Genomic DNA, 14,052 nt, shown 5'->3' on the forward strand with positions numbered 1-14,052 from the left:
TCAAACCGCTCCGTGTGTAGCAATGGCCGTGAGGCGCGCCGCCAATTGTTCGTGCAGGGCGCGTTGCTCAAGGATGGTCAGGTGTTGCGCAGCGATGACCTCGCGGGTCAACGGCCCACTGCTGAGGTTTTCCCAATGCGGGTCGGCGAACTCAGCCTGGGCCAGGGTATCGCTGGCCCACCAGACATGCACCGGGCAGCTCAACCGTACGGGCTTGAACGTGGCCAGCAGGTGCTGCGTATGCTGCTGGTAGTTTAGACGCGTCTGCAGGTGCTCCCAACTGTCGCCATTGAGTTGCAGGCCTTGTTGCCGTGCCCACTGGACCAGTTCCGGCAAGCGTGCCGCCGGGGGCAGGGCGTCCAGTTGCGCCAGTAACGCGGTCATGATCGGCGTTGGCAACTGGCGTAACACGGCCTGGCTGTCCAGCGTCAGCGCTTGGGAAGCTGATTCCAGCAGCGCTTCGACACTGTCTTCCGGCGCTTGATGCTGGTATTGCGAGTCGATGATACCGAGAAACGCCACTTCTTCGCCCTGGCTTTCCAGGCGCGCGGCCGCGGCAATCGCCAGCAGGCCGCCGAGGGAGAACCCCAGCAGGTGATAAGGCCCCTGGGGTTGCTGTTGGCGCAGGTGCTCGACGTAGCACGCGGCGAGGCTTTCGATATCGCCGCCCAGCGTCGTGCTGTCGTCGGTCAGGTACGCCGCCTGCAAGCCCCACAGGTGCCAGGCCGCCAGCGGCGTCAGCAGCGTGCGGTAATCCTGCACGTGGCCGGTGGAGGGGTGGAAGCAGAACAGATGGGCGGCTTCAACGGCGTTGGGCGCCGACAACCGCACCAGCGGCGAAAGCTTGAGTTCGGCCTGCACCAGTGCGGCAAATGCCGAAACGCTCGGGGCGTTGAACACCGCATTGACCGTCACCGGTGCCGACAGCGCGGTCTGCAAGCGGCTGGCAAGCGTCACCGCCGCCAGGGAGTGGCCGCCCAGCTCGAAGAAGTCGTCGTCGATGCCCACCCGCTCCAGGCCCAGCACCTGTGCCCAGACCTCGGCGAGCAGGGCTTCCAGCGGTGTACGCGGCAAGGCGCTGCCGACGGTGTCGAGCACTTTGTCGGCCCATTGCTGCAACGTCTTGCGGTCGAGTTTGCCGTTGCCCATCAGCGGCAATGCCTCGACGATCCGCAGCGTCGGCAGCATGTAGTCCGGCAAGCAATCCTGGGCCTGGCCATGCAGCCGCGCGACCGTGGTCGAATGCCCGGGTGCCAGGGTCATGAAGGCGAACAGTTGCTGGCCGAGCTCGCCTCGGGGGATGCATTCGACCGCGGCCTGGGCCACGCCGGGAAGGCCGGCCAGCTGTGCCTGGATCTCATCGAGCTCCACGCGGAAACCACGGATTTTCACTTGGCGGTCGGCGCGCCCGGTGATCTCCAGGCTGCCGTCATGGCGGTAGCGGGCCATGTCGCCGGTGCGATAGAGGCGTTCACCTGGCCGTTGCGCCAGTTCGATGAAACGTCCGGTATTTTGCTGTGCGTCCAAGTAACCGCGAGCCAGTTGCGGGCCGGCGATATACAGCTCGGCGCTCTGCCCGGGAGCGGCCAGCGCTTGCTGCTCGTCGAGCAGGTACAGGCGCATGCCGTCGAGGCGGTCGCTCAGGGGCAGGCGGCGATAATCCATGGCCGGTTCGGCTTTGTGCATCACCACCCCCACGGTGGTTTCGGTCGGGCCGTAATGGTTGAAGACCGTCAGCGCCGGCGCGAGGCTGCGAATGCTTTGCAGCAGGCGCCGCGAGCAGCTTTCGCCACCGAGAATCAACTGCTTGCGCGGCAACACCGCAGCGCTCTGAGCGTGAATCAACCAGGCGTCGAGCAACGACGGCACGACCTTCAGGTGGTCGATCGGGTACTGCGCCTGCCAGGCTGCCCAGGCTTGGGCGTCCATTGCCGTTTCCTTGTCCAGCAGGTGCAATTCGCCGCCGCTGAGCAGCGCCGGGAACAGCAACGTGTAGCCCAGGTCGGCGGCCAGCGAAGTGACCACCGCACTGCGTTCGCCCACGCCCAGGGCCAGGCGCCGGGACACGCTTGTGACATAGCTGGCCAGTTGCCGATGCTCGACGATCACGCCTTTGGGCGTGCCGGTGCTGCCGGAGGTGAACAGCACATAGGCCGCGTCCTGGTCTTGGACTTCGGCGTCGATTGCCGTGGCAGGCGCTTGCTGCCAAGTCGCTTCATCACTCAGGTCGAGGCTGCCGATGCCGGGCAACGCGGGGGCGCTCCCGGCCGAACCGCTAAGGATGAAGACCGGCTGGGCCTGTTGCAGGATCGCCAGGGAGCGTTGCGCCGGCTGATGCACATCCAGGGGAACGAATGCCGCGCCGCTCTTGAGCACGGCGAGCATGGCCAGGACCATCTGCGCCGAGCGATCCAGGTACAACGCCACGCGATCTTCGCGACCCACGCCCTGGGCGCGCAGGTAATGGGCCAGCTGGTTGCTGCGCGCCTGCAATTGGGCGTAGCTCAGTGGCCCGTTGTGGTCGCGCAGGGCCAAGTGCTCGGGGAACTGTGCGGCACAGGCATCGAAACCGGCCGGCACGCTGGTAAACGGCAACACGGCGACATCGTCCTGCAGGGCGGCCAGCGTCGCGGTGAAGCTCGGCGCCTGCAAGGACAGCTCGGCCAGGGGTTTGTCGGGGTGGGCGAGGGCATCGAGCAGCAGCGATTGGAACTGCTCCAGTAAGACCCGTGCGGCTTGTTCGCTGTAGCGACCCGGCAGGTGGCAGAGGTTCAGGCGATAACCGCCGGCGCTGGTTTCGACCAACAGTAGCAGCTCCATGCCCGCAGGGATGGCTTGTACGTCCAGCACCGTGAGTGTCGATGCCAGGCTGCCCAGGGTGTCGAGTCGATCGGGCAGTTGCCCTCCCCACTGGAAGCCGTACTGCGAAGCCTCGGTCGGCAATGCAGCGCTGACGCCGCAGTACTCCTGCCACTCCGTGGCGTGTTCGCAGAGCGCTTGCAGGTCTGCCAGCGCCTGGGCAAACGGGCTAGCCGCCGCCGGTTGCCAGCGCAGGGGCAGGGGCTTGGCGAACAAGCCCCAGCAGTCGGCGAGTTCTTCATAGTCGTCGCGGCAATCGTGGACCCAGTTCAGGGTCAGTGCCGGGTTGTCACCGGTACTCAGGCGTTGCAACAGCACGCCCCAGGCCGTCATCAGGATCTGCTCGGGCGAGGCGTCGTGACGTTGGCAAAAACCGTCGAGGGCCACGCTCAACTGTGGATCGGCGCTCAGGCGAGTGGTCACCGGGGCGCCAGGGCGGTCGCTGCGTACCTGGCGGTAGAGCAACTCGCCGGCGGCCGGCTCGTCCAGGGCCTGGCTGGCCCAGAAACGCCGGCCAGGCTCGGCGTCTTCATCGGCCTGCAATTCGTAGAGCCAGGCGCTGTACTGGGTATACGTCATGGCCTCGTCATCCAGCGTCGGCGCATCCGTCGAGGCCAATGCCTGCGCCAGGCGCAGCAGGGTCCCGCGATCCGCGCTCAGCGCCGGCAGTTGCAGCGTCACCCGGTGGCGATCGTCGCCGACCGCGTGCGCCTCGACGCTGATGGCGTCCGCGGCCATGACGGTGGATTCCACCACTTGCAACGGCATCAGCAAGCCCGGCCCAGGCCGCACCCGCAGGCGCAGGGCCTCATGGCAGTCGCTCAGGGCGACGAGCCGTTGGCGCAGGCGCTCAAGGGCCAACGGGCCTGTTATTTCCAGTTCCAGGCGCACTGCGGGCAACCCCGCCAACCACTGGCTGCGTTGCTGGGGCGAGAGGGCGAAGGCTTCTTCACGTTTCTCGAAGGCGCTCATGCCTGCACCTCCGCAGTCGGCTGCGCTTCGGGCAGGCCGCCGGTCAATTGTTCACGGCGCATCATCTGGCCCATGGCGACGCAGATCTTGCGCTCGCCCTCGAAGGGATCCCGAGCGTGGGCCACCAGCATGTTGTCCAGCATCACCATGTCACCCTTTTGCCAACTGAAACGTACCGCGCAGTCTTCATAGGCCGCGCCGATCACCTGCATCACGGCGTCTTCGATCACGCTGCCGTCACCGTAGTAGACGTTGCGGGGCAGGTGCCCGGGGCCGAACAGGCTGATCAGGTTGCTGCGCACTTCCGGCTCCAGGCAGGCGGTGTGGTGCAGTTGCACCTGATTGAAGAACGACAACTCCCCGGTCTCGGGATGCGCGACGATGGCCGGGCAATGCTGGGCGATCCGCAGGTTGTCGGCCCCCAGCCACTCCCAGCGCATGCCTGATGCCAGGCATTGGCGCTCGACTTCCTCGCGCTGTTCGGTCTTGAAGAAGTCCTGCCAGCGCACATCCAGCTTGTCGGTGAAGTGCCGCACGTAAAGCAGCCCCAGGGCCTTGAAGCGAGCGACGATATCCTCGGGCAAGCGCGCCAGCACCTGCCGGCAATCGACGATGGGCGTGCAGCCGCCACGTGGCGCCGGTGTTTCGCAGTAGAACCACTGCTTGCGTGGCCACTGCGGCAGATGGGAGCTCTCGTTGTGGAAGAGAATCATGTGCTGTTCCGGGTACGGCGTGGAGTGGTAGATGTTCTTGCCGGAAGTGTTCTTCGGCAGGTCGCCGTAGGTCCCGTAGAGGTCGGGCTCGATGGCCTGGGCGAACTGCTCGAAAGCGGCGGCATCCGGCAGGTTGAAACCGCGGAACAACAGGCCGCCGTGGGTCAGCAGTTGGGCGTTGATCCATTCCCGGGCTTGCAGCGCCCAGTGCACCGGGTCCAGGTCGCCGAGCAAGGGCTCGATCACCAACGGCAAGGCTTGCCCGGCGTCGAGGGTGCGGGTACGGACCTGCTCGTGGGCCACCTGGCTCACGGCGGTTGCGCGGGTCTGCTTGAGCTTGCTCAGTTTCGACTGCTTGCGCGCGCTGCGGGCCGAGGCCTCGTCGAGCGACGCTTCAGGCTGGGACGGTGCGCTGGCATTGCCGCCCTCAAGGCGCCACGACCATTGGTCCAGCGCTTGCGCCGGGGCCACGACGAGCTGCTCCAACAGGTGCTCGAAACCTTGTTCTAGGCGCTGGATGGTCTGCTCTTGCAACACACTGGTGCGATACACCCAGCGCACGTTCAGCCCTTGTTCCTCGTCTTCTTCGACAAACACGGCGAGGTCGAACTTGCTGCTCTCCTGGGGCGATACCAAGTGTTCCACCTCAAGGTCCGGCAGGCTGGCATTGCCGCTGGGTGTGTTCTGCATGACGAACAACACCTGGACCAGCGGATTGACCCCTGGCGTACGCGGCGGCTGCAGTTCCTCTACCAGTTTGTCGAACGGCACTTGCTGGTGCTGGAACGCCGACAGGCAATCTTCGCGCAAGCGTTGCAGGCGGGTGTCGAAGGTTTCGCCTTCGCTCAGGCGGGCACGGATCGGCAACACGTTGACGAAGAACCCGATGAGGTGTTCCAGGGCCGGATGTTCGCGGTTGGCCAGGTCGGTGCCGACGATAAAGTCATTGGCCCCGGTGGCCCGCTGCAACAGGCTGTTGAAGGCGTTGAGCAGGACCATGAACAGCGTCGCCCGTTGTGCCTGCGCATAGGCCTTGAGCACCTGCGTCTGGGCGGCGGTGAAGCGTTGCTCCAGGGCCGCGCCCTGGTAGTCGGGACGTGCCGGGCGTGGCTGGTCAAGCGGCAGCGGGATCACCGTGGGCGCGCCGTCGAGCTGGCGACGCCAGTAGTCGATGGCCCGGCCCAGCAGGCGCTGTTGCGCTTCGCTGCGTTGCCAGTAGGCATAGTCGGCGAACTGGATCGGCAACACTGGCAGCACCGGCGTCGAGCCGCTGGTGCGGGCCTGGTAGCCGACGATCAACTCCTGCATCAGGATGCCCATGGACCAGGCGTCCGTGGCGATGTGATGCAGCACCAGTTGCAGCACGTGATCGTCGCTTCCCAAGTGCAGCAGGTTGGCGCGCAGCATCGGCGCCTGTTGCAGATCGAACGGACGCCCGGCCTGTTCATCGATCAGGCGTTGCAGGGTTTGCGCCTGTTCCTCGCTGGCGAGGTGACTCAGCTCGGTGGGTGTCAAGTCGACCATCGGCGCCGGGCTGATGACCTGGCAAGGCTGGTCGCCGTGGAGGTGGAACGCGGTGCGCAAGGACTCATGGCGTTCGAACACCGCTTGCAAGGCTCCTTGCAGGGCCGCGACATCCAGCGCGCCACGCAGCCTGACGGTGGTGGTCATGTTGTAGGCGGCGCTAGGGCCTTCGAAGCGATCCAGGAACCACAACCGTTGCTGGCTGTAGGACAGCGGCAACGGCTGGTTACGCGGCGCCAGGGCGATTTCGCTGTCGCCGTCGGCCTCGCTCTGGGCGTCGCGCTGTCGATCCACCGCGTCGGCCAGTTGCTCGAGGGTGCCACGCTCGAACAGCGTGCGCAGCGGCAGGTTCACGTTCAACCGTCGACGAATCCGCGACAACACCTGGGTGGCCAGCAATGAGTGACCGCCGATGGCGAAGAAGTCGTCGTGCACACCCACGTTGTCGAGGCCGAGAATCTCTTGCCAGAGTTCGGCCAGGACCTGTTCGGTCGGCGTGCGCGGTGCCATGGATTGCGCCTGCGCCGTTTCGTCCTTGGGGACGCCCAGGGCGGTGAGGGCACGACGGTCGACCTTGCCATTGGCGTTCAGTGGCAATTGCTCAAGGGCCAGCCAACGAGCCGGGACCATGTAGCTTGCCAGTTGCTGGCCCAGGTAAGCGCTCAAGGCCTGTTGCGTGGACTCGCCGCCCAGGTCGGCCGCTTCGTCGAGCACGTACCAGGCCACCAGTTGCAACGCGCCACGGGCATCGGGCAGCGCCAGCACCGCCGCGCTGTCCACTGCCGGGTGCTGCATCAGGCGGTTTTCGATTTCGCCCAGTTCGATGCGGTGACCACGGATCTTCACTTGCTGGTCGCGACGGCCGAGGTATTCGATCACGCCATCGGCGCGCATCCGGCCGATATCACCACTGCGATACAGGCGCGCATCGGCCTGGAATGGGTGCGGGACAAAGGCTTCGCGGGTGCGTTGCGGATCGCGCAGGTAGCCGCGACCGACGCCGACACCGCCGATGCACAACTCACCCGGCACGCCGATGGGAACCATGCGCAGGTCTGAATCGAGGACGAACACCTGGTTATTGGCGGTCGGCTTGCCGATGGGCATGTGCAGGCAGTCGTCGGCTGGCGCTTCGGTGATGGGGTAGAAGGCGACGTCGTCCGAGCACTCGGCGGGACCGTAGGCGTTCATCAACGCAATCGCCGGGAAGCGGGCGAACCAGTCCCGCGCCAGGGCCGGTGGCAATGCCTCTCCGGTGGGCAGGAGCCAGCGCAGGCTCGCCAGGGCGTGGTGCGCCTGGCTTTCCTGGAGCATGCCGCGAATCAGCGCCGGCACGGTTTCCAGCAGGGTCAGCTGATGTTCTTCAACAGCGTCGAGCAGGGCCACGGGGTCGTGGGCCTGGGCATCGGGCAGGATGTGCACGGTGGCGCCGAACAGCGGCGCGGCGAGGAACTGCCACACGCTGATATCGAACGCCGCCGAAGCGGTCTGGGCAATCCGGTCGTGCTCACCCAGGCCCAGGCTCGGGACCTTGCCGAACATGTTGTTGAGCATGCCTCGCTGTTCGACCATCACGCCTTTTGGCGTACCGGTGGAACCGGAAGTGAAAATCACGTAGGCCAGTTGCTCAGGGGTGTGGGCGTAGGTGACCGGTGGCTGCTCGTTGCCTTGCCAGAGCGCCTGGGCGATCAGGCAGGTGGGTTGCTTGCGCATTTGCGGCAGGACATTGTCCAGTGTCGAGGCTGCGTGCTCGCACACCAGCAACAGCGGCGCTTCACCCAGGTCCAGCAGTTCCGCCAGGCGGGCGTGGGGCTGTTGGATATCCAGCGACTGGAACGCCGCGCCGACCTTGAGCGTGGCGATCATCATCGTCAGCAGCGCCAGGCCACGCTCGGCGAACAGCGCCACCAGGGTTTCCGGGCCGGCGCCGGCGGCTTGCAACGCATGGGCGATGGCATTGGCACGGCGGTCGAGTTCGGCGTAGGTCAGTGATTGCCCCTGGCAGATGGCGGCCAGGTGTTGCGGGCGACTGCGCACTTGCTCGGCGAACAGCGCCGCATAGCCGCGCTCCAGGGGGAAGTCGACGTCGCTGCGGTTGCAGTCGATCTGCAACTGCCGACGTTCGGCCTCGGGCAGCATGTGCAAGCTGCCCAGGGGCGCCTGCGGTGTCTCGAGCATGCCCGAAAGCAACTGCACCAAGTGCCCGAGCATGCGTTGCACGGTGTCCGTGGTGAAACGCTGGCTGTCGTAGGACAGGCGAATGCCCAGGCGGTCGCCGGGGTACAACACCACCGTCATTGGGAAGTTGGTGTGCACGCGGTCTTCATAGATGTCGATGCTGAAGGCATCCAGTTGCACGCTGCTGATGTCCAACGGCGCGTTCTCGAACACCACCAGGCTGTCGAACAACTGCTGGCCGCGCGGCACTTGGCTGCAACGCTGGATGTCCACCAACGATGCGCTTTCATGTTCGCGCAACTGCGCATTGTGGGACAGCAGCGCTTGCAGCCAGTCGGCCACTGGCGCCTGCGGGTCGACATCGATGCGCAGTGGCAGGCTGTTGATGAACAGCCCGACCATTTCTTCTACACCGGCGAGGTCGGTCGGGCGGCCGGCGACGGTCACGCCGAACAGCACGTCGCGGTTGCCGCTGTAGCGCGACAACAACAGCGCCCAGGCGCCCTGGATCCAGGTGTTGGGTGTCAGTTGGTATTGCTGGCACAGCTGCTGCAGACGCTGGGTCTGGGCGATGCTCAGGGTCTGGTCGAAGTCGCCGACCTGTTCCGGTGCCTGCTCCGGGCGGGCCACCGGGCTGTCCACATGCAGCGGCGTTGGCTCGCTGAAACCGGCCATTTCGGCTTGCCAGAACGCGTGGGCGGCAGCCATGTCATGGCGTTCCAACCAGCTCATGTAGCCGCGGAACGAGCGCAGGCGCGGACGGGCCACCGGCTCCTGGCGCACGATGGCCTGGTAGATCGCCAGCAGGTCTTCCATCAGCAGGCCGAAGCACCAGGCGTCGGTCAGGATGTGGTGGAAGCTGCGCACCACGGCGAAGCGTCGCTCATCGAGTTGGAACACCCGCAGGTGGGTCAACGGCGCACAGGCCATGTCGAAACCTTGCAGGCGTTGTGCTTCGAGGGCCTGATCCATCGCCAGGCGCTGTTGCTCTTCGTCGAGGTGGCGCAAGTCCTGCCAGTCGAACGCCCGGTGGGTTTGGCGATACACACATTGCAGCGGCTCATGGTCGTCCTGCCACCAGAACGCGGTGCGCATCATCGGATGGCGCTCGAGGAACAGCTGCCACGCGGCTTCCATCGCCGGGCGCTGCAAGGCCCCATCCCAGCTGTAGCGTTGCTGCATCAGGTAGATGCCGCTGTGGGGTTGCAGCAGGGTGTGCAGGAGCATGCCTTGTTGCATCGACGACAGCGGGTAGACGTCCTCGATGTTCAGCCAGTCCAGCGGTTCGGCCGCCAGGGTCGCCGCTTGCTTGTGGCACAGCGGGAACGCCTGGCTGGCAGGGCGCAGGTCGGCAGCGCTGGCCAGCCCGGCGAGTTCGCCCAGGCGTTGTGCAAGACGTGGTGCCCAGTCGGCGGCGAGGGTGCCTTGGCTGCGTACGTGCAGGCAGTCATCCTGCCACCAGGCGTCCAGGGTCAGCGGGCAAGTCGGCGTTGTCAATGGGCTTGCGGCTTCGACCTGGGCCAGGATGCCGCGTTCTTCGCGGTGGCTGTCGAAGTTGCCCAGCCAGCGGATGGCGACCGATGCCGCGGGCAGGTCGCGCAGCGGTTCTTGCAGGTAGGTGTTGTCCGACAGGTAGCGCAAGGCGCCATAGTCGACGCCGTGTTGCGGGTAGGCGCGGATCTGCGCGGCCAGTGCCTGCAAGCGTTGCAGGAGGCTGTCGCCTTCGGTCTGGAGGAAGTAAGGCACGGCCAGGGCCAACGGGCCCATGATGCGTGCCGGATCGAGGTCGGCCACGGCAATCGGCGCATCGACCGGCAGGCGCTCGGCACTCGGCCGCGCATCGTGCACGCTCAGGGCGACCAGGCCATCGCCGCACGACTCGCGGCACTGTTCGGCCACGGCAGCGGCCAACAGGCTGTTCCAGTCCAGTTGCAGCACTTCGCCCAGGCGCTTGAGTTCGCCTGAGGTGACGGCTGGCAGGGTTTGTTCGTTCACGCTGGCCGGCTGTTGGCTGTCAGGCAGTTGCAGCGGTTCCACGCCGGCGTATTGCAGCCAATGTTCCCAGGCCTCGTCCAAGGCATCGCCCTGGGCATGGGCCAGTTGGTGCCGCGTCCACTGGGTGAAGTCGCCACCGGCGTAGGACAGGCGCACTGGCCGCTGATAACGCAGTTGCGCCAAGGCCAGGTTGAGGTCGGTCAGCAGCAGCGACCAGGACGCTTCGTCCAGGCACAGCGGATGTGCGGCCAGTAGCAGCGAATATTTGCCGTCCACTTCCAGCAGACGGGCATGCAGGCTTTGGCCAGCCTCCAGTTCCAGCGCGTCGACACCGGCCTGGGCCAGGGCTTGCAGGTGTGCCGGGGCGCAGGTCGCCAGTTTCTCGGTGGCGATCACCGGGGCCTTGGCCGCGACCAGGACCTGTTGCTGCCACTCGCCCTCCGGCAGGGCCTTGAGCGCCAGGCGCAGGGCCTGGTGATGTTGCTGCAAGGCGCTGATGGCCTGGGTCAGCAGCTCGCTGTCGATGGCCTGGGTCAACGCCACGCAACGCCAGGTGGCGTGCAATGGCCCTTGTTGCAGGCGTGCGAGTTGTCCGGCGGACAGTGGCAGTTCATAGCCATCGGCACTCTCGTGCGCCACGCCCTGGCTGGCATCGGCGCCCAGCACGCGGGCGATGTCGGCGATGGTACGGTTCTCGAAGAGCTGGCGGGGCGTGAGTTTCAGCCCTTGCTGGTTGGCGCGGGCAATGATCTGCAAGTTGATGATCGAGTCGCCGCCCAGGGCGAAGAAGTTGTCGTGCACGCCGACACGTTCCAGCTTCAGGACGTCTTGCCAGATGGCGGCCAGTTGCGCTTCGACTTCATTGCGCGGGGCAACGTGGGTGGCGCTGTCGTCCGTGGGTTTGTGCGGGAGCGGCAAGCGCTGCACATCGACCTTGCCGTTACGGGTGAGGGGCAGTTCGTCGAGGGTGATGAAGTGCGCCGGCACCATGTAGTCCGGCACCCGCGCACCCAGGTCGTTGCGCAGTTTCGTGGCGGACAGCGACTGGCTGGCGACGAGGTAAGCCACCAGGCGCAGGCTGCCGTCCAGTTCCACGGCGCGGACCAGCGCCTGTTCGATCAGCGGCGACAGGCGCTTGATCTGCGCTTCGACTTCGCCCAGCTCCAGGCGATTGCCACGGATCTTGACCTGGTTGTCGACCCGGCCGAGGAACGCCAGTTGGCCGTCTACTTGCCAGCGCACACGATCGCCGGTGCGGTACCAGCGTTGCTGGTCCGCGTCGAGGTGGAAGCGTTCGGCAGTCAGGTCTGGGCGGTGCAGGTAACCCCGGGCCAGGGCGCCGTTGATCAGCAGCTCACCGGACACCCCGGTGGGCACCAGGCGACCGTTGGCGTCCACGACTTGCAATTGACGATTCGGCAGTGGCCGGCCGAGGGCGATGCTGCGCAGGCCCGCGGGCAGTTCGGTGGCAATCGCCCCGACTGTCGCTTCGCTCGGCCCATAGTGGTTGAACACCCGCAGCCCTGGCGCCAGGCGGTTGACCTGTTCCAGCAGCGCCGGGCTGAGGGCGTCGCCACCGAAGACCAGCAAGGCGCGCGGCAACAGGCGGGCATCGGGCAGCGCCTGCAACAGGCCGGCCAGATGGCTCGGGGTGATCTTCAGCACATCCACCGGGTGTTGGGCGAAGAGTTCGGCCAGTGCCAGGGGGCTGAAACCGCTGTCTTCATCCACCAGCAACAGGCTGGCGCCGCTGCACAGGGCGCCGAACAGTTGGGTGTGGCCCAGGTCGGCGGCGATGCTCGACAGCAAGCCGTAGCGGGCCGCCGGCGGCGGGTTGAGTACCGCGTGCACCGCCGTCAGGTAATCGACGATGGACTGGTGCTCGACCACCACACCCTTGGGGGTGCCGGTGGAGCCCGAGGTGTAGATCACGTACGCGGCATCAGTCGGACTGTGGGGCACGGTTGGTGGTGTGTCTGGCTGGGCGGCGATGGCGTCGGCCTGTTCCGCCAGCCACAGCGTCGGCGTGTGCTCGGCCAGGCCGTTGAGCAGGGGCGAGGCGGCAGCGCCGACCAGCAGCGCGGCGCGGCTGTCCACCAGCACGTCGGCCAGGCGCCCGGCGGGCTGCTTGAGGTCCAGCGGCAGATAGGCGGCGCCAGCCTTGAGGGTGGCCAGCAGGGCGATCACGAATTCGGCGCTGCGTTCAAGGGCCAGTGCCACGACGCTGTCCTGGCCGATGCCCTGGGTGCGCAAGTATTGGCTGAGGCGGTTGGCCTGCTGGTCCAGTTCACGGTAGGTCAGGGCGACCTGACGGTCGCGGACCGCCAAGTGTTCCGGGTAGGCGGCCACTTGTTGTTCGAAGCGCTGGTGCAGGCATGCGGAAGGCACCGGCAGTTGCACGCCGCGCCCCTGCGCGAGCAGTTGCTGGCGTTCTTCAGGGCTCAGCCACTCCAGCTCGCTGACCCGGCGCTGCGCTTGCGCCGTCATCGCCAACAGGATGGCGCGCAACTGTGCCGACAACACCGCGACCTCGGCATCGCTGAAGCGATTGCGGTCGTAGCTGATCAAGTAGTGCAGTTGCTTGTCCGGCACCACGATCAGCGACAACGGGAAGTGGTTGCGGCCTTGGGTAAGGGTGATGCCGTCGACCTGCTGGTCGTTGCTCGGGGCACTGAAGCTCAAGCCGCCGGTGTCCTGGTTGAGCGCGTCGGTGACCGGGAAGTTCTCGAACACCAGGATCGAGTCGAACAGCGCCTGTTCAGCGGCGATGCGCGTCATCGACTTGAGCTTGCCCAGCGGCAGGTAGGCGTGGTGGCGCAGATCGCTGTTGGCTTGCTGCAAATGTTGCAGCCAGGTCACCAGCGTCGGCGCGTCGGCCCATTGCACGCGCAGCGGCAGGGTATTGATGAACAGCCCGACGGTGCTGTCCACCGCCGCCAGGTTCTCCGGACGACCGGCGACAGTGACGCCATAGACCACGTCGTCACGCCCGGCGTGTTGGCCCAGCAGCAATGCCCAGGCGCCCTGGATCAAGGTGTTGATGGTCAGGTCGTGCTGGCGGGCAAAGCTTGCCAGCTGCTCGGTTTCGCTGGCCGTCAGCAGGTTTTCCCGCTCGGCGAAGGGTGCCCCCGCAGGTGCGGGCTGGCGTACGGCGAAAGTGGGCAGCGGCGTTGGTTCGCTGACGTCCTGCAACTGCTCGCGCCAGAAGCCTTCGGTGGCGGCCATGTCCTGTTCCGCCAGCCAGGCGATGTAGTCCCGGTAAGGGCGGGTCGGCGCCAGGTCGGCGGGGCGGCCATGGGCGTGTTCGTAGTACAGCGCCAGCCATTCCTGGACGGCAATGCCGACGCTCCAGCCATCCATGAGGATGTGATGGAAGGTCCAGATCAGATGCCAGCGTTCGGGGGCCAGGTGCACCAGGCACACGCGCATCAGTGGCGAGTCGTTCAGCTCCAGCGGTTGTGCCCGCTGTTCCAGCGCCAACTGTTCCAGCGCGGCCTGGGGCTCGGCGCGGTCTTGCCAGTCCAGTTCGGTCAGGGGCAATGGCACGTCCTGTTGCACCACCTGATAGGCATCGTCCAGTTCTTCCCAGAGAAATGCACTGCGCAGCACGGCGTGGCGCTGCATCAGCGCCTGCCAGGCGCGGCGAAACGCGCTCAGTTGCAGCGGGCCGTTCATGTCCAGGCTCAATTGCTGGTAATAGACCCGCGAATCCGGTTCATAGACGCTGTGGAACAACAGGCCGTGCTGGGTCGGCGAAAGGGAGTAGATGTCTTCGATGTTGTTCATGCTTGCTTGGTCCATTTCAAAGTCT

Annotated in this window: 2 protein-coding genes; both read right to left on the reverse strand. The window is 66.0% G+C overall.

Going from position 1 to position 14,052, the window contains the following annotated elements; translation table 11 throughout:
• Positions 1–3,831 carry a non-ribosomal peptide synthetase gene (locus ACLH0I_RS13455; protein ID WP_411387334.1) on the reverse strand — a complete coding sequence of 1,277 codons (3,831 nt, stop codon included), beginning with the start codon at positions 3,829–3,831 and terminating at the stop codon, positions 1–3.
• Positions 3,828–14,027: an amino acid adenylation domain-containing protein gene (locus ACLH0I_RS13460; RefSeq protein ID WP_411387335.1), complete on the reverse strand. Its 10,200-nt coding sequence runs from the start codon at positions 14,025–14,027 to the stop codon at positions 3,828–3,830. The genes ACLH0I_RS13455 and ACLH0I_RS13460 overlap by 4 nt, the downstream gene beginning before the upstream one ends.
• Positions 14,028–14,052 lie beyond the last annotated feature (25 nt).

The organism is Pseudomonas sp. MPB03 (assembly GCF_046605385.1).
GTDB classification, from domain to species: domain Bacteria; phylum Pseudomonadota; class Gammaproteobacteria; order Pseudomonadales; family Pseudomonadaceae; genus Aquipseudomonas; species Aquipseudomonas zanjanensis.